Source organism: Actinomyces sp. Z5 (assembly GCF_003287795.1).
Lineage (GTDB): Bacteria > Actinomycetota > Actinomycetes > Actinomycetales > Actinomycetaceae > Actinomyces > Actinomyces glycerinitolerans.
In genome coordinates, this window is record NZ_QMIN01000069.1 from 6,846 (window position 1) to 24,660 (window position 17,815).

The 17,815-nt window shown below is 68.0% G+C and carries 14 protein-coding genes; 1 reads left to right on the plus strand and 13 read right to left on the minus strand.

Annotation, left to right across the window (positions count from 1 at the left end; translation table 11 throughout):
* Positions 1-388: 388 nt before the first annotated feature.
* Entirely contained in the window at positions 389-1,201 is an 813-nt protein-coding gene (locus DRB06_RS09570; protein WP_309300329.1) for a Fic family protein, read from the plus strand.
* A gap of 83 nt (positions 1,202-1,284) precedes the next feature.
* Here DRB06_RS09570 and DRB06_RS09575 read toward each other — a convergent pair whose 3' ends face one another.
* From DRB06_RS09575 to DRB06_RS09635, 13 genes are all read right to left on the minus strand, one after another.
* Complete coding sequence (locus DRB06_RS09575) at positions 1,285-2,673, minus strand: citrate synthase (protein WP_108966402.1); 1,389 nt, start codon at positions 2,671-2,673, stop codon at positions 1,285-1,287.
* A 163-nt stretch (positions 2,674-2,836) separates the two neighbouring features.
* Entirely contained in the window at positions 2,837-4,318 is a 1,482-nt protein-coding gene (locus DRB06_RS09580) for a glycoside hydrolase family 1 protein (protein ID WP_111819811.1), read from the minus strand.
* Positions 4,315-5,661, minus strand: a complete 1,347-nt coding sequence (locus DRB06_RS09585) for a PTS sugar transporter subunit IIC (RefSeq protein WP_111819812.1) — start codon at positions 5,659-5,661, stop codon at positions 4,315-4,317. Before DRB06_RS09585 ends, DRB06_RS09580 begins: the two co-directional genes overlap by 4 nt.
* Before the next feature lies 1 nt (position 5,662).
* The gene (locus tag DRB06_RS09590) at positions 5,663-6,022 is read right to left on the minus strand and encodes a PTS sugar transporter subunit IIB (protein WP_220093013.1); all 360 of its coding nucleotides are present in this window, start codon (positions 6,020-6,022) and stop codon (positions 5,663-5,665) included.
* A gap of 1 nt (position 6,023) precedes the next feature.
* On the minus strand, positions 6,024-6,464 hold the full coding sequence (locus DRB06_RS09595) for a PTS lactose/cellobiose transporter subunit IIA (RefSeq protein ID WP_111819813.1): 441 nt from the start codon (positions 6,462-6,464) through the stop codon (positions 6,024-6,026).
* Positions 6,461-8,371, minus strand: a complete 1,911-nt coding sequence (locus tag DRB06_RS09600; RefSeq protein WP_181575250.1) for a PRD domain-containing protein — start codon at positions 8,369-8,371, stop codon at positions 6,461-6,463. The genes DRB06_RS09595 and DRB06_RS09600 overlap by 4 nt, the downstream gene beginning before the upstream one ends.
* 195 nt (positions 8,372-8,566) lie before the next feature.
* Positions 8,567-9,793 carry a succinyldiaminopimelate transaminase gene (gene dapC / locus DRB06_RS09605; RefSeq protein ID WP_111819815.1) on the minus strand — a complete coding sequence of 409 codons (1,227 nt, stop codon included), beginning with the start codon at positions 9,791-9,793 and terminating at the stop codon, positions 8,567-8,569.
* A 125-nt stretch (positions 9,794-9,918) separates the two neighbouring features.
* Positions 9,919-10,491, minus strand: coding sequence for a hypothetical protein (locus DRB06_RS09610; protein ID WP_220093014.1), 573 nt, complete (start codon positions 10,489-10,491; stop codon positions 9,919-9,921).
* Between the two features lie 29 nt (positions 10,492-10,520).
* Positions 10,521-10,871: a ferredoxin gene (gene fdxA, locus DRB06_RS09615; RefSeq protein ID WP_108966391.1), complete on the minus strand. Its 351-nt coding sequence runs from the start codon at positions 10,869-10,871 to the stop codon at positions 10,521-10,523.
* A 248-nt stretch (positions 10,872-11,119) separates the two neighbouring features.
* Positions 11,120-12,910 (minus strand): VanW family protein, encoded by a 1,791-nt coding sequence (locus tag DRB06_RS16845; RefSeq protein ID WP_111819816.1) that lies wholly within the window; start codon positions 12,908-12,910, stop codon positions 11,120-11,122.
* 39 nt (positions 12,911-12,949) lie between these two features.
* Entirely contained in the window at positions 12,950-14,872 is a 1,923-nt protein-coding gene (typA, locus tag DRB06_RS09625) for a translational GTPase TypA (RefSeq protein ID WP_111819817.1), read from the minus strand.
* 239 nt (positions 14,873-15,111) lie between these two features.
* On the minus strand, positions 15,112-15,828 hold the full coding sequence (locus DRB06_RS16185; RefSeq protein WP_159097640.1) for a PH domain-containing protein: 717 nt from the start codon (positions 15,826-15,828) through the stop codon (positions 15,112-15,114).
* Positions 15,829-16,009: 181 nt separating this feature from the next.
* Positions 16,010-17,602 carry an ABC transporter family substrate-binding protein gene (locus DRB06_RS09635; RefSeq protein WP_111819818.1) on the minus strand — a complete coding sequence of 531 codons (1,593 nt, stop codon included), beginning with the start codon at positions 17,600-17,602 and terminating at the stop codon, positions 16,010-16,012.
* Positions 17,603-17,815 lie beyond the last annotated feature (213 nt).

The window sequence follows — 17,815 nt, forward strand, 5'->3', positions numbered from 1 at the left end:
CGGGTCGGCGGCCGCGCACGCCAACACCCAAGACACCCAACCGCACGCAGACACCCAACCACTCACACAACCAGCCCTTGCACGCTCCGAGACGACGCAACGCCCGAGGGCTCCTAGGGTTATCGGCACCTACCGTCAGCCTTTCAACGCCATCAATGCCGCCAGTGACGGTAAACTTTGGCGGTGATCGGCGTCTCATACGACCGGACACCGTCGGACCGACAGGAAGCAGATGGCTTATACGCCCCCCTTCACCCGCACGCCCGCAATCGACAACTTATGCATGGAGATCGCGGAACTCGTTGGGACGCTCGGCCCCGCTTCCCCACTGAGCACGAGCCCGCAGCTGCACCGCGAGCTGCGCATTCGCACGATCCACTCCTCGCTCATGATCGAGGGCAATGTCCTCTCAGAAGACGCCGTCACGGCGATCATCGACGGCAAACGCGTGCTCGGGCCATCCCGTGAGATTCGTGAGGTCGAGAATGCCCACCGCGCCTACGAAATCATGGACCAGTTGGATCCATACTCGATCACCGATCTCCTGCGGGCCCATGGCGTGATGATGGACGGGATCATTGAAGACGCCGGTCGGCTGCGCAATGCAAATGCCGGTGTCTTCGACGGCGATCGGCTCATCCATGCGGGCACGCCCGCCGCCTACGTGCCCGAGGTCATGGCCGAGCTGTTCGACTGGATGCGGCACACCGACCTCCACCCGCTGCTCGTTTCCTGTGTCTTCCACTACGAGTTCGAGTTCATTCATCCCTTCACCGATGGCAATGGCCGGACCGGGCGGTTGTGGCACACATTGCTGCTGGCCCGTTGGCGCCCAGTCCTGAGGTGGCTGCCGATTGAGACGGTGATCCGCGACCGGCAGCGGGAGTATTACGCGACGCTCGCCCATTCGAACGCCGTGGGCACCTGCGAGGACTTTGTCGCCTTTATGCTCACCGTGGTCCGCCAGGCGCTGATGCCGTATGCGAAGCCCTCTGCGCAAACTGTCGCGGACAGCCGCGAGGAGCAGGCGCTGAGCCTCTTTTCGGGGAGCCCGACGGCGACCGTCGCCGACCTGGCCGACCTCCTCGGCTGTTCCCGCCGGACCGCCGAACGCGTCGTCGCCGACCTGCGCGCCTCGGGCCGCCTGCGGCGCGAGGGCAGCGCCCGGGCGGGCCGCTGGCGGGTCACGGACGCGGACTAGGCGCAAGACGTTGGCCGCGTGGCCCTCATGAGCGCAGGCGGCCCCACCTGTGCGAAGTCGCGTAGGTCCAAAACGCGGGCCCCTCACACGCGCGGGACGCGGTCCAGGGTGGGCTCGCCGATGCGGGTGTCGGGGTAGTCGCGCACGCGCTTGCGCCGGTGCATGGCCACGTAGTGGCGCTCCACCTCGCCGGTGTACACCTGGCGAGGGCGGCCGATGCGCTTGGCCGGATCGCTCATCATCTCCCGGTACTGAGCAATCCAGCCGGGCAGGCGCCCGAGCGCGAACAGCGGCGTGAACATCTTCGTGGGGAAGCCCATCGCCTGGTAGATGAGTCCCGTGTAGAAGTCGACGTTCGGATACAGGTTGCGGGAGATGAAGTAGTCGTCGGACAGGGCGACCTCCTCCAGCTCCATGGCGATCTCCAGCTTGCGGTCTCCGTCCTTGGAGCCCAGGCGGGCCAGCACCTCGTGGGCGGTCTCCTTGACCAGGGCGGCGCGCGGGTCATAGTTCTTGTAGACGCGGTGCCCGAAGCCCATCAAGCGCACCCCGTCCTCCTTGTTCTTGACCTTGCGGACGAACTCGGTGGTGCTCATGCCCTCGGACTGGATCCGATCCAGCATGCGCAGCACGGCCTCGTTGGCGCCGCCGTGCAGCGGCCCGGACAGGGCCCCCACACCCGCGGCCACTGAGGCGTACAGGTTGGCGTCGGATGAGCCGACCAGGCGCACGGTGGAGGTGGAGCAGTTCTGCTCGTGGTCGGCATGCAGGATCAGGAGCATGTCCAGGGCGCGGACGACGGTGGGGTCGATGTCGCTGGCCTGGTAGGGCATGCCGAAGGTCATGTTGAGGAAGTCCTCGACGTAACCGCGCTTGGGGTCGGGGTACAGCAGCGGCAGCCCGATGGCACGGCGGGCGATGTAGCTGATCATCGTGGGCATCTTGCTCAGCAGCAGCACGGTGGCCAGCTCGGTCTCGTAGGGGTCGTGCGGGTTGAGGGTGTCCTCGTAGTAGGTGGCCAGGCCCGCAATGCCCGCCTGGAGGATCGCCATGGGGTGCCCCGAGGAGGGGAAGGAGGTGAAGAAGCTGCGGAAGTCTTCATGCAGCAGCCGGTGGCGGCCGATGCGCCGCTCGAAGCGCTCGAAGGTGTCCGGGTCGGGCAGCTCCCCGTTGATCAACAGGTAGGCGACCTCCAGGAAGGTGGAGGACTTGGCCAGCTCCTCGATCGGGTAGCCGCGGTAGCGCAGGATGCCGGCAGCGCCGTCGATGTAGGTGATCTCGGAGGTGCAGGCCGCCGTGTTGGTGAAGCCGGGGTCGAGCGTGACCAGGCCCGTGGTCCCCAGCAGTTTGCCAATGGCCAGTCCGTCGGAGCCGTCGGTGGCCAGGGCACGAGGCAGTTCCAGGCTGGTCTCGCCGACGGTGAGCATCCCGGGGGCGTCCTGGGCGCTGAGGTCAGTGGGCGTTTCGGTCATGAGTGTCTCCTTGTTGGCGACGGCGGGCCGCGGGAGCGGCCCCGGACCTGTCTGCCCGGAACCATACCGGCAGGCGACCGCCGTCGTCACAGAGCGTGCCGGCGACGCGATGGCACTCCGTACCCACCGCGCCGCCGGCATCTTCATGGCAGTGCCGCCACCACTACAGTTCCCTTCCGTTGGAGGCGATTACGCGCCGGTACCAGTCGAAGGACTGCTTGCGGGTGCGGTTGTAGGTGCCGTTTCCCTCATCGTCGGCGTCGACGTACACGAAGCCGTACCGCTTGCTCATCTCGCTGGTGGACATCGACACCAGGTCAATGCAGCCCCAAGGCGTGTATCCCATGAGTTCGACGCCGTCGTCGATCGCCCTGCCCATCTCACGGATGTGGCGGCGAAGGTAGTCAATGCGAGCCTCATCCCGGACAGTCCCATCCGCATCCGGCGTCTCACGTATGCCCACCCCGTTCTCCACGATGAACAGCGGGAGCCGATACTTGTCGTACAAGGCGATGAGCGAGTAGCGCAGACCCTCGGGGTCGATCTGCCAGTTCCACTCGTTGACCTCCAGGTACGGGTTCTTCACCCCGGAGGACAGGTTGCCGCTCACCCGCTCATGCTCCCCCTCATCCCGGGCAGACACGAGCGACATGTAGTAGCTGAAGGACAGGAAGTCGACAGTACCGGCGGCGAGCTCGGCCCGGTCGGCATCGGTGACCTCAATGTACAGTCCCTTACGGGTCCAGTAGCGTTCCACCCACCGCGGATAGTCGCCGCGCACGTGCACGTCCGCGGCCATCTCGTTGTCCCGGTTGGTGCGCTGCGCCAGCAGCTGGTCCTCCGGGTGAGCGGTGAGCGGGTAATGCAGCAGCTTGGTGAGCATGCATCCCATCCGGGCGTCGGGAACGAGCTCGTGCAGAAGGCTGGTGGCACGCGCCGAGGCGAGGAGTTGGTGGTGCAGCGCCTGGTAGCAGACCTCCTCCATGTTCATCCCCTCGAACTGCTCGGCAAGCAGACCCGCGGTGGTGAAGGGGTGCCGGAAGATCGAGTCAACCTCGTTGAAGGTCAGCCAGAGCTTCACCTCCTCCCCATATTCGCGGAAGCAGACCTCAGCGAAGCGCATGAACAGGTCAACCATGGCGCGGTCGTACCAGCCCCTGTGGTTGAAGACCGTGGCTAGCGGCTGTTCGTAGTGATGCAGGGTGACCAGCGGCTGGATGTTGCGCTCACGCATGGCACGGAACAACTCGTGGTAGAAGCGCACCCCGGCCGCATTGGGGCCAGGCTCCTCCCCCGTTGGGAACAGCCGGCTCCACTGGATGGAGACCCGTAGCGTCTTGAACCCCATCTCCGCCAAGAGGTCCAGGTCCTCCAAGTAGCGGTGGTAGAAGTTGTTGCCACGGCGCTTGGCGTAGGGCCCCTTGGCATCGCTCCACTCCAGCGCGGTCTCGATATCGGCCAGGCTGATGGCGTGGCCGGCACGATAGTCACGCGGATCAACGTCGGGCTTGTGCCGGGTGACGTCGGCCACGGACGGCCCCTTGCCGTCCTCGTTCCAGGCGCCCTCGCACTGGTTGGCGGCGAGCGCCCCTCCCCACAGGAAGCCCTCGGGGAATACCGGCTGCAGGTTGTCTGGTGCATTCATACGGGAACAGCCTCCTTGCTGTCGTTTTGAGCGCCGGATTCCTCGCCTAGATTCTCGCGTGCGGCGCGGCGATCGTCGATGGCGACGAAGGGCACCCACATCAGAGTGGTTACGATCAGGATGACCGCCTGGACCACGATCCCCTGCCAGCCGAAGCCAATGAATCCGTTGATGAAGATCGGCACCCCGAAGGGGACGTCGACGGTGTTGGCGTGGATGAATCCCAGGTTCATCGCGCCCAGGGCGATCGCCGCCGAGATTCCGGTGTTGAAGATGAACGGAATCGCGTACAGGGGATTGAGTACCAGCGGAACTCCGAACACCAGCGGCTCGGAGATGCCGCAGATCGCCGGGACGAAGCCGAGGCGGGAGATCATCCGCAAGTCCTCCTGCTTGGACATCAGCGCCCCCACGATCGTCAGGCCGAGGATGCCGCCGGCGCCGCCGAGGACGATGAAGGTCACCCAGAACCCGTAGGTGAGCGGCTGAGTCGGCTCCGCACCGGCGTTGACCGCCGCAATGTTCGCGGCAATGGCGGTAGCAAACAGCGGGTTGCGGATCGGGGAGATCACCAGCCCGCCGTGGATACCGAGGAACCAGAACAGTTGCGAGAACAGGGCCATGAGGATGATGCCCGCAGTGGACTGGAAGATGATCTCCAGCGGGTGCTGCATCACCGCATACACCCATTCATTCAGGTAGCTGCCGGTCCCCAACCGGAATAGGACGCCGAAGACCGCGGAGAAGGTCAGAATGAGGAAGACGGGGATGAGCGAGTTGAAGGACTGGGTGATGGCGGGCGGGACCGAGTCCGGCATGGTGATGCGCAGAGCCTTGATGCCGGACAGCCAGCGGAACAGCTCCGTGATGACGACGGTCCAGATGATGCCGATGAACAGGCCCTGGGCGCCGAGTGCGCCGTCGCCGAGGCCAGCCGCACTGCCGCCGTCGGAGCCGTCCTCGAGCAGGGCCTGCACGCTCTGCGGTACGACGGTCACGTAGGCGGCCACGCACAGGATCGCGGTGGCCTGGGTGGGTGTGCCGTTGCGTTTGGCCAGCTGCCAGCCGAGTAGGATGACGATGGGGATCGTCATGAAGCTCATGGTGGCGTAGTTCATCGCGGTGAAGGCGCCGTCGAGGCTGGCCAAGGCGGGGACCCAGCGGGCCAGTCCCGTCTCCTGCGAAGACACCAGGGACCTTAGCAGGCTGGCGAAGGAGCCGACGAGGATGAACGGCAGGAAGTAGCTGAAGGAGTTCTTCAGCGAATTCAGGTACTTGTTGTCGTCGACCTTCTCGGCGACGGCGGTCAGACCGTCGGAGAATCGGTCGGAGAGGGAAGGCATGTTATTCACCTCCGGTCAGTGACTCGGCCTGGGCGATGACGGTGGCGCCGTCGCCCCGCCCGTAGGCGCGGGCGTCGATGACCTCGACCGGGGCGGCGTCGCCCACCACGCCCCGCACCTTGCGTAGGATGTGCCGCACCTGCGGGCCGAGTAGGACGACGTCGAAGTTGCCCAGCTCGGACTCGATGGATGATTGGTCGGCCGCCCAGATCTTGTAGTTCTTGCCCTGTGCGGCGGCCGCCTCCTGCATACGTTGGACGAGGATGGAGGTGGACATTCCGAGGGCGCACGCGAGCATGATGCGCAGTGTCGGTCCTTCCTGACTCGCGGCCTTCTCCGGCTGGGGGTTCTGCTCGGTCATTTCAGTTCTCCTTCGTGTTTGTGTTGGTGTCGGTTGCGGTGGTCTGGTCTGCCGACGCAGTTGAGGATGTGCTCGGAGCCGACGGCGGGAGCCGTGCCTCCAGGCGGTGGATCCGGGAGTAAAGCTCGATGAGCATTTCGGCGTTCTCCTTGGCCATGAGCGCCATGGTCAAGTGGTCATTGGCGTGCACCAGAACGATGTCCACATCCACGTGGTCCTGGCCGGCCTCCCTCTGGAGGAGCGCGAATTGGATGTCGTGGGCCTGGCGGAAGTCGTCGTCCGCACGGGTCAGGGCCTGACGGGCCGCGTCGAGCTGCCCCTCCCTTGCGAGTTCAACGGCCTCCATGGCCTTGGACTTCGCCGTCCCGGCGGCGAGGATCAATTCGAATGACACGGCATAGGGATCGTCGGGTTGCTCGCTCACCGACTGCGGTTCGCTCATGCTTCCTCCTGTGGTTGCTGGGTAATCTCTCGAATCGAATGGACGATGGCGGAGAAGTCGCGTCTCTCAATGAGGGTGGTGATGTGTTCCTCGCTCATCAGGTACCTGGATAGGTCCTGATAGAACTGCTGCAGGTCTTTGCCCTCTCGCGTGGAGATGGACACCAGGCATACGACCTGGACCGGGTTGCGCGTCCAGCGGATGGGTTCGTCCAGAACGCCGACGGCGATGAAGGTCTCCTCGCTCATGGCCACCTCGCCGTGCGGCATGGCGACCCGGTTGCCGAAGTCGGTCGGCGCCAGTGCCTCCCGACGCAGCACCGAGTCGAGGAACACGGCGGGCAGGTCGTATCTGGTTCGGGCGCGCCGAGTGAGTGCTTCAATCGCCTCGCGGGGAGTGTGCGCATCCAGGTGGGGAATGAACAATTCGGGTGAGAAGACCTGGTCGATCCGGGTGCTCGCCTCGCTCACCAGCATCCGCCGGATCTTGCGTACGTCGGCGTCGTCGATGAACGTGCCGACTTTGAGAACGGGAATACCCGGATCGGCGTCTAGAGCGACTGTGGTCAGGACCAGGTCCGTGTCCGGTTGGGTCCGGATGGGCTTGCGCGTGTTTACGGTGATGAGCGATTCGATCAGGTCCCCGAGGCGCTCCCGCAGCCGCAGTTCAATGAGTCGGGTCGCCGCGCCGTCTGCGCCGGAGACGAGCAATACGCGCTTGCGCCGTTGCTCCGGCCGTCTGCGCTCAAGGGCGAGTGCGAACCACAGGGCGACGTATCCGGCCTCATCCTCGGAGACGGTGCGGCCCAGGTGGCGGGCCAGGGCGGTGCAGGCCTGCACGGCCACGGCGTAGGCGAGCGGGTAGGACTGCTTAATGCGTTCGAGGCTCTGGTTGGGCATCCGCATCTGGAAGCGCAGCCGTACCAGCAGCGGGATCGTGTGCTGCACCAGGGCCGCCCGCAGCTCGTCGTCGTCGGCCAGGCCCAGGCCGAAGCCCTCGTCGACGATGCGAAGCATCCCGTCCACCACCTGCCGGGCCTCGACGATGCTTTGGGAGTCGGAGGCGTCGGCGGGAGAAGTGAGCACTCTGCGCCCGGCGAAGTGGAGCGCCAGGTAGTAGCGCTCCTGCAGCGGGTAGGACACCCCCAGGTCCCGTTCCAGGCGGTCGAGGATGTCACTGGCAACGTCCAGTTCCGCCTCCGTCACGTACCGGCGCAGCCCGGCGATCTCACCCGTGATGGCGCGCCCCGCCCTGACCCGGTTCGTGGCGATGGCGATGTGCAGGATCACGCTGCGCACCGCCTCATCCGACAGCGGAGCACCATGGGCTTCCAGCACCTCACGTACGTGCCGTTCCGCCCGGCCCACGCCCGCTTCCAGGTCCTCTACCGCGAACCGTGAGCTGTGCTCCGGGTCGTAGACGGTTGCCAGGCAGGTGCGTATGTCGAGTTCGGCGCCGATCACACGGACGCCCTTGTAGGGGCGCCGGTCCACCAGCAGGCTGTGTTCGGCGAGTATGCGTTCCACCTGCGCCAGGTCGGCCGTCACCGTCTTCTTCGAGACGAACAGCGCCTGAGCGATAACCTCTATCTTGATGTAGTCCTGTGCGGTCAGCAGTAGCCGCAGCAGATAGCGCCGACGCTCGATCGCCGTCACCGGGGTGCCGTCAACGGCGCCACGAGTCTCCTTGAGGTCGGCGAAGGCGTCGGCATCGGTGATGGTCAGGGTGTATCCGGTGCCGGGTTTGGAGTCGATGCGGGCGCCGCCGTCGGCCAGGGCGCGGCGTGAGCGCGACAGGAGACTGCGGACCGTGCGGCTGGTCACGCCCAGGCGGTCGGCGAGCTCCGCGGCGGTGACGACCTCGGTGTCTCCGAAGGCGTCCAGTACGTCCCAGATGCGCTCGTCCACCGCTCGCCTCCTTCGCCGTCGTCGTTGACGACAAAAAAGGTATGAGCATTCGCAGGCCGCCTCCATCCCGTCGGTTTCCGGGGTGCTGCGGAAATCTACGGCCCCAGCCGATGCGGCAACACCAGCTTCAGTCACGCAGACCGGACGAGGACGGCGCGGCACCCGCCATCCCGGACGGGGCGCCGGCCGGCCGCCTCAGCCGGCGAACAGGGCGGCCGCGTCGGGGGCGTGCAGGCGCCGCACCGCGGCGGCCACCCGCTCGTCGGTGTCGGTCAGGGACATGCGCACATGCCCGGCGCCGGCCGCGCCGTAGAAGTCCCCGGGGGCGACGACGATCCCCAGTTCGGCGAAGGCGCCCACCAGATCCCAGGCGCTCATGGACGCCGACCCGCTCAGCCACAGGTATAGGCCGGCGACCGAGTCGGGGTCATTGACCAGGCCGACGGCGGCCGTCGCCTCCAGCAGCGCCTCACGCCGGGCCCGGTAGACGGCCTGCTGCGCCACCACGTGCGCGTCGTCGGCGAGGGTGGCGGCCAGGGCGGCCTGCACGGGCGCCGGCGGAAGCATGCCGGTGTGGCGGCGCACCTCGGTGACGGCGGCCACCAGCGTCGGGTCGCCGGCGAGGAAGGCGGCCCGGTAGCCGGCGAGGTTGGACTGCTTGGACAGGGAGTACAGGGCGAGCAGGCCGGTGAGGTCGGGGGTGCCGTCGGGGCCGGTGCCGGTCACGCGGGCGTCGAGCAGGCTGGGGACGCCGTCGGTGGCCCAGGGCTGTTCCCAGGCGAGTTCGGCGTAGCACTCGTCGGACAGGACGACGACGCCGCGCGCCCGCGCCCAGGCGACGATGCGGGCGAGCTGGTCGACGGAGAGGACGTGCCCGTCGGGGTTGCCGGGACTGTTGAGCCAGATGGCGACGAGCCGACCGTCGGGCAGCTCCCAGGAGTCGGGGTCGGCGGCGGTGTCGACCGGGACGGGGGTGGCGCCCGCCAGGCGGGCACCGACGTCGTAGGTGGGGTAGGCGGCGCGCGGATGGGCGATGAGGTCACCGGGGCGGGCGCCGAGCTGGAGCGGCAGCTGGGCCACCGACTCCTTGGAGCCGATGGTGGGGATCACGGCGGCGTCGGTCAGGCCCGTGACGCCGCGACGGCGCCGCATCCAGTCGATGATGGCGGCGCGCACCTGCGGCGTGCCGTCGGCGGGCGGGTAGCCGGGGGCGTTGGCAGCGGCGGCGAGGGCCTCGCGGGCGATCGCCGGGCTGGGGTCCACGGGCGTGCCGATCGACAGGTCGACGACGCCGCCCGGGTGCTGGGCGGCCCGCTGCCGGTAGGGGCGCAGGGAGTGCCAGGGGAAGTCGGGCAGCGCAAGCGTGCGGGGCAGGGCAGCCGGAGCGGCGGAGCCGGGGCCGGCGGGCGTGGAGGCGTTCACGCCGCCATTGTGTCGCGTTCTCGCCTCCGCGGCAGCGCTCCGGCAAACCGCGGCGTAAGGCGTCTCATCTTCCGATACCTTGCTCCAGCGCGCCCTCTATGGATTCGGGGAGTCCCAATACTGAGTCAGTCCTCGTCATCGGGCGCGGTGACGTCGCCGTCGCGATCCAGGGCCGGGTCCTGGGTTGCGCCGCCGGTCGGGTTGGACGCGGACTCCTCCCCGCCCTCGGTCACCGACCCGGTGTCGGCAGCGGCGTCACCGGAAGCGGTGCTGTTCGACCCCGAGGTCTGGAAGTCGATGTCGGGAACGATCGTCTCGGGACGGTATACGACTCGGTAGTGATACGGGTCCACGACCGACGCGTCGGTCTGCTCGACGAAGTAGGTGACGTTGTCGCTCAGGCCCAGGAAGTGCTTCTTGAACAGGTAGCCACCGTCCTCGTCCTTGCCGACCAGGCAGATGACCTCCAGCTGGCTGTCCTCGCTGTCGGCGGTGATGGAGCAGTACCCCTCGATCTCGAGGAGGTACTTGTCGGTGATGCCGTTGAAGAACACGATGCGGCGGTTGATCTCGAAGTTGTCCGAGGCTTTCGAGATGTTGTTGGACGCGGTCTCGGCTGCGTCGGAACAGGCGGTCAGCCCCAGCGCGGCGACGGCTACCAGGGGCAGGGCGATGAGCTTGCAGAGGGTGTTCTTCATTCGTTGCTCTCCTTGTAGGGGTGGCAAGCTCAGTAGCCGTTGGCGGCCTTCCAGTCCTCATTCTGGGGCTCCAGGGCGGCGATCATGGGATCGTCGTAGTCCTGCGGGCCGACGTTCTGCGCGCCGCCCGGGGAGCCCAGGCCCCTCAGGGAGAAGAAGTCGATATTCGCCCGGGTGTAGTCCTCCCACTCGTCGGGCACGTCATCCTCGTAGAAGATCGCCTCGGTGGGGCACACCGGCTCGCAGGCGCCGCAGTCGACGCACTCGTCGGCGTTGATGTACAGGCTGCGTTCGCCCTCATAGATGCAGTCGACCGGACACTCGTCCACGCACGCACGATCCTTGACGTCCACGCAGGGCTGAGCGATCACGTAGGTCATTGACTGCTTCCTCTCTGTATCCGGGCATACCGCGCGGGGCCGCGGCCGGGTGCATCTGCGCCCCCAAGTATCTCCCCGCCGCGGTGCCGGACCCAATAGCCGCGCAAGATGTCAGCAAATACGCCGATTCCAGCCCGCCGGGCGCCCCTCTTTGCGTCACGCACCAAGTGCGAATTGCGCCCGCTGACCGCGGACCGCCGGCCCCCGACGCGCCTTCCCCGGCCCCGCACAGCCCGACGCCGCCTGGCTCAGCTGCACACCACGGGGTTGTCGGAGTCGTAGGCGGTGGTGAGGACGTCGTCGGGCAGGCGCTCGCCGTCGTGGCTGCGGGTGCGGGTGACGGTGACGTCGAATCCCTGGGTGCCGCCGCCGTAGGGCTCACAGCCCGGCCCGGAGCCGTGCACGGTGGCGTAGGGCCGGTAGTTGGTGTGCTCCCCCTCGGTGATGGTGACCTCGTAGTAGGGGGTGGACCACAGCCGTACGTGCACCTCCCCGTCGCCGGCCCAGGCCTGTACCAACACCGTGTAAGGCGTCGAGTTGCGCCATTTGACGTCCTTGACGCCGGTCCAGATGGTGGCCTCTCGGCCGGCCGGGTAGCGGGTGAACCAGTAGGTGTGGGGCCAGTGCTCCACATCGTCCATGCCGGCCTCGAAGCCGGCGTTGAACACGGTGGTGCCCACCTGGGACAGGCCACCGCCCATGGCGTCGGTGTGCTGCCCGTCGGTGACCACGCCCGCGTAGGTGTAGCCGTGTTCCAGGTCGACCGGACCGAGGGCGTCGGTGGTGGAGAAGGTCTCCCCCGGGGCGACGAGGGTGCCGTTGATCATCTCGGTGCCGCGCTGGAGGTTCTGGTCGCGCCCGTACTGGGAGAAGTAGGGGGTGGAGAACTCGCCGACGATCTCGGCCACCCCCCACTCCTCCTCCGGTGTGGTGACCTCCGGCTGTAGGACGGCGACGGTAGCGGCGGCGGTGCGTTCCCCGCCGACCTCGGTGCCGGCGGTCAGGACGGCGTCGGCCAGGTCGCCCGCGTCGATGCCCGTGCCGGTGGTGGCGGCGTGGTAGACGGGGGTGGCGTCCGCGGCGGTGGCGGGATCGCCGTCGATGGTCCAGGTGGCGTCGGTGGCCGGAGTCTCGATGCCCTCTCCCAGGGCGGCGACGACGGCGTCGTGCAGCGCATCGGCGTCCAGGACGGCGGTCAGGGTGCCGTCGCTGGAGTCGATGGTGGTCATCGCGGCGAGCGTCGCGGGTGTCAGCACGGCCTCGCCGGTGGCGGCCGCGGCGCCGGTACCTGCGGCGGTGACGGTGATGTCGGCGCTCAACAGGGGGCTCAGGACGGTGTCGATGAAGTCCTGGGCGTCGGCGTCGGTGATGGCCGGGGTGGCGGTGCCGGAGGCCAGGGCGATGCTGTCCGCACCCAGCGGCCAGGCGTCGTCCAGGGCGCTCACGCTCGCCGCCACATCCAGCCCGGTGCCGACCGAGCCGGGGGTGAGCACCGGGGTGGTGCCGTCCAGGGTGACGACGGCGTCTGCGGTGCCGGTGGCGAGCGTGTCCAGGCGGGTGTTGAGGGCGCGGGTGAGCGCGTCGGCGTCCACGGCTACGACTGCGTCGACGCGGGTGCCGGACAGCCGCCGCACCAGGGTTACGGGGTTGAGGGTGGGGCCGGTCAGGCGGTCGATGCTGGCGGCGGCGTCCACGCTCACGCCGGAGCGCGCGGGAACGAGGGCGTCAGAGGCGTCGTCGACGATCAGGGTGACCGGCTGCTCGAGCTGGGCGCCGATGCCGGCTTCCACGGCGGCGACCGCCTCGGCACGGGTCATACCGGAGACGTCTACGCCGGAGACGGCGGAACCGGGCGCCAGGGTGCGGGTGGTCGCCCAGGCCAGCCCCAGCCAGGCGATGAGCAGGGTGGCGCCGAGCGCGGCCAGCAGCGGGCGCAGCACCGTGTGGCCGGCGCGGGCACCGGACGCGGCTGAGGCCGCCGAGGCTTCGGGGGCCGCGGCGGGCGAGCCGACGGCGTCGTCGAGCGGGACCTGGTTCATGGGCACACTCCCGGGTTGGGACGGCGACAGTCCGGCGCCTCAGGCGCCGGCGCGACGACGGCGGGCGGCGGCCTTGAAGCGCTCCTGCGAGTCGAGGATGACCTTGCGGATGCGCACGGCGTCCGGAGTCACCTCCACGCACTCGTCGTCGGAGGCGAATTCGAGGGCCTCCTCCAGGGTGAGCCGGCGCGGCGGTGTGAGTGCCTCGTATACGTCGGCGGTGGAGGAGCGCATGTTGGTCTGCTGCTTCTCGCGCACCACGTTCACGTCCATGTCCTCGTCGCGGGGGTTCTCCCCCACGACCTGCCCCTCATAGGTCTCCTGACCGGGCTCGACGAAGAAGGTGCCGCGGTCCTGCAGCCGGATCAGGGCGTAGGCGGTGACGGCGCCGGCGCGGTCGGAGACCAGGGAGCCGGTGGTGCGGGCGGTGATCGGGCCCGCCCAGGGCTCGTAGCCCTCGGCGATGGAGGAGGCGATGCCGGTGCCGCGGGTCTCGGTGAGGAACTGGGTGCGCCAGCCGATCAGGCCGCGGGCGGGCACCAGGAACTCCATGCGGATCCAGCCGGTGCCGTGGTTGGTCATCGTCTCCATGCGGCCCTTGCGGGCGGCCATGAGCTGGGTGACGGCACCCAGGTGCTCCTCGGGCACGTCGATGGTCATGCGCTCGACCGGCTCATAGCGCTTGCCGTCGACCATCTTGGTGACCACCTGCGGCTTGCCGACCGTCAACTCGAAGCCCTCCCGGCGCATCTGCTCCACCAGGATGGCCAGCGCCAGTTCGCCGCGGCCCTGCACCTCCCAGGCGTCGGGGCGGGATGTGGGCAGCACGCGCAGGGAGACGTTGCCGATCAGTTCGCGATCCAGGCGGTCCTTGACCTGGCGGGCGGTGACCTTGGCGCCCTTGGTGCGGCCGGCCATCGGGGAGGTGTTGATGCCGATGGTCATGGAGATGGCGGGGTCGTCCACCTTGATCAGTGGCAGGGGCCGCGGGTCCTCGGGGTCGACCAGGGACTCGCCGATGGTGATGTCCTCGATGCCGGCGACGGCGACGATGTCACCGGCGTGGGCCTCCTCGGCGGGCTTGCGCTCCAGGCCCTCGGTGACCAGCAGTTCGGAAACGCGGGCGGAGGCGATGGAGCCGTCGTGGCGGGCCCAGCCGACGGTCTGCCCCTTGCGCAGGGTGCCGGCATGGATGCGCAGCAGGGCGAGGCGCCCCAGGAACGGGGAGGCGTCCAGGTTGGTCACGTGCGCCTGCAGGGGCGCGGACTCGTCGTAGGAGGGGCCGGGGATCCGCTCGATGATGGTGCGGAACAGGGGCTCGAGGTTCTTCGAGGCGGGCAGCTCGCCGTCGGCGGGTTTGACGGTGTCGGCGCGGCGGGCCTTGGCGGAGGCGTACACGACGGGCACGTCCAGCACGGCGTCCAGGTCGATGTCCGGGTGCTCGTCGGCCAGGTCGGAGGCGAGCGAGAGCAGCAGGTCGGTGGTCTCGGAGACGACCTCGTCCAGGCGGGAGTCGGGGCGGTCCACCTTGTTGACCACCAGGATCACCGGCAGGCTCGCCTCCAGGGCCTTGCGCAGCACGAAGCGCGTCTGCGGCAGGGGGCCCTCGGAGGCGTCCACGAGCAGCAGCACACCGTCCACCATGGACAGTCCGCGCTCGACCTCGCCGCCGAAGTCGGCGTGTCCGGGGGTGTCGATGACGTTGATGGTGATGCCGGCGGGCAGTCCCGCGTCGATGGCGGCCGGGCCGGCGTAGTGGACGGCGGTGTTCTTGGCGAGGATGGTGATGCCCTTCTCGCGCTCCAGCTCGCCGGTGTCCATGACGCGCTCGCCGGTGTTGTCCTGGTTGGCGTGGTTGCCGAGGGCACCGGCCTCCCAGAGCATCGCGTCGACGAGAGTGGTCTTGCCGTGGTCGACGTGGGCGACGATGGCGACGTTGCGCAGATCCTGGCGCACGGTCATATGGGCTGATTCCTCCCCTAGGCAAGCGCCCGCGGGCGCACAAACTCAGCAAGGGTACCGCCGCGCGCGCCGGCGGGCCATGACAGGCGCGACATGCCGCCTGTGCGGCCGCTCACCTCTGCTTCCCCGTGATCCGACGGGGACCGGGACGGCGTCTGTTCCCCTCCTCGACGTCGGCCGGGTGGGGGCCGGGAAGCGGCCGCGACACCGCCGGAAGCCGTGCGGTCGGCTGCGGGGCGTCAGAGGGCAATGAGCGCGACCGCGAGCAGGAGCACGACGACGGCGGTGGCGGCAGTGGGGGCCCAGTCCCAGCGGGTGGTGGGAACCGGCGAAAATCCAGCCGAAGACGGACGGTCCTGACCGGCGGAGTCAGCAGGTAGCTTGCCGAGCCGCTGGGCGCGTCGCCGCAGCCGGCGGGTCAGTGCCAGGTGCTCGGTGCGGGCGGCGCGGTAGAGCTCGATCAGGTGGGCGGCGTCGCCGGCGTCCATATGGGTGCGGTAAGTGGGACGCTCGGCGTTAGCCGCATCCTCGGACGGGTCGGTGACCGTGGCGGTCACGTAGGCCTCGTCCACGCGAACGGCACGGCGCTCGTGCCGCACAGCGGTGAATACCCCGCCGCGCTGACAGGCGGACACGGTCACGTTGCTGGCAGAGTCATCCGATCCGAGTTCCAAGACGAGTCCCCAGCGGGTACGGGTGCCGTGCAGCGACTCCCAGGGGATGCGGTGGCTGCGGAAGGCGTTGCGCACGCCGATGGCGTCTTCGGCGACCACGGCCCGCGGGCGCCACCACAGCAGCCAGACCGCGACGACGACGGCGACGGCCACCGCCAGCGCCTTCAGGCCGTGGCCGTAGCCATCGGCGAGCCAGATGACCATAACCGGGTAAAGGCAGGCGAGCGCAACCAGGACGGTCCCGATCCGGCCCGTCAGTGAACGCAGAACAATTGTGGGCACTCCCCCATCCTGCCTCATCCACGTAGGCGAATGCCGCTGTGCAAACGGCGGCGCCCACCTCAAGCAGTTGGTTGAGGTGGGCACCGCCGTCAACAATGCCGGCTCGGTTGTCAGCGGGGAACCGTGCGTGGTGTCCCGTGATCTAACCCCGACCGGCGCCGGATCACGAACCGAAGGTCGCTTACTCCGCCATGTAGCCGACGTCCTCCGGACGTGCGGTGGACAGGCCGAAGGCGCCGTAGTTGGCGAGGGTCTTCGGCACCGCACGGTAGTCCACGCGGGAGTAGATCGGGGTGACGGTGGCCAGTTCCCAGATCTTGGCGTCGGCCTGGTTGGCCAGCTCGATGCGCTTGTCCGGGTCCGCCTCGGTGGCCACCTGGCCAATGAGTTCCTGCAGCTCCGGGTCGGAGACACCGGAGTAGTTGGAGGCAGAGCCCTCGCCGTAGATCTGGCCGATATTGGCCATGGGGTATTGAGTACCCACCCAGGCAAAGGCCGTGATTTCGAACTGGCCGTCATGAAGACGAACGTTGAAGTCCTCAGGATTGGTGTCATCCATAACGATCTCCACGCCGATCTCCGCCATATTGGCCTGCAGGATACGGCCCTCGGTGGCGGAGGTGGAGATGTCGGGCATGCGCAGGTACTTGATGGAGAGCTTCTGCCCGTCCTTCTCACGGAACTCGGCGCCCTCGGCCAGGGTCCAGCCGGCGGCCTCGAGATCGGCCGCCGCGGCCTCCGGGTCGTAGGCGTAGTCCCCGGTGTTGTCCGCGTAGCCCTCGTTATGAGGCATGAACAGATGGTTGCCGAGCTGCAGCTGGGAGGCCGGCACCGGCAGACCCTGCAAGTCGCCCTCGGTGATGGTGAGGCGGTCCATGCCCTTGACCAGGGCCTGGCGCACGGCCTGGTCGGCCAGGATGCCGGAGGAGCCGTTCATGGTGAAGTGGCGCCACTGCACGCCGTAGGCCTGGCGAATCTCACCGTCGGCGCGCTGGCTGCACTGGTCGTAGATGGCGGCGTCGATAATCGGATAGACATAGTCGATCTCGTTGTTGCCGAAGGCGGTACCGAGCTGGGAGGAGTCCATGGCCCGAAGGGTGATCTTGTCCAGCAGCGGGGCGTCGCCCCACCAGTTCGGGTTGGGCTCCAGGGTGAGAACCTGCTTGGCGGAATCGGCATCCGTGACGAGGTAGGGGCCGGTCCAATAGTCGGTGACGGAGGCATCGGTCCAGGAGGAGAAGGTCTCCGCATCGGTGGTGAGCGACGCCGGAACGAGGGAGGCGTCCGAGAAAACACTCGACCAGTCAGGGAAAACGGCATCGAAGGTGACGATCATCTCGAACTCATCGGCACCGGCCTCAATGGACTCGATGTGATCCCAGCCGTCGGTGGACGCGACCACGGCGTTGAAGTCCTCGTTCTCACCGTTGCAGGCCTGCCAGCAGCCCTGATAGTCGGCCACCTGGATCGACTCGCCGCTGTTCCACTTGGCCTCGGGGTTGAGGTGCATGGTGATGACGGTCTTGCCGTCCACCTCCTCCTCGGTGTAGTCGAGGCAGAAGTTTTCGTTCACCTCGAAGGTGCCGTCTTCGTTGTAGATCCAGTTGCGCACGCCGGTGAAGCCCTGCAGGGTGGTGCCGTTGTCCCCGACGTTGCCGTCGATGTGCAGCGGGTTGTAGTTCGGGATCATGGCCTCGATCGGAATGCGGAACTCGCCGCCCTGCTGCAGGGCAGAGCGGTCCTGCGGGTTGATGTCCGCGGCAGCCAACTCCACCGCGCCGGCAGAGGCACTGGCGGATGAGGAGGACGAGCCCCCGCCACAGGCGGCCAGGGCCGCCAGGGCGGCCGCCGAGGCGGTGCCCGAGACCTGAGTCCTGACAGTTTAGTGCCCTGCGGCGTTCAGGTTGTTGAGGATTTGCTGTGCGGTCTGGGTGGTCTGGGGCTGGGCGGTTATTTGGTGTCCGTTGATGGTGATGGTGGCTTCCTG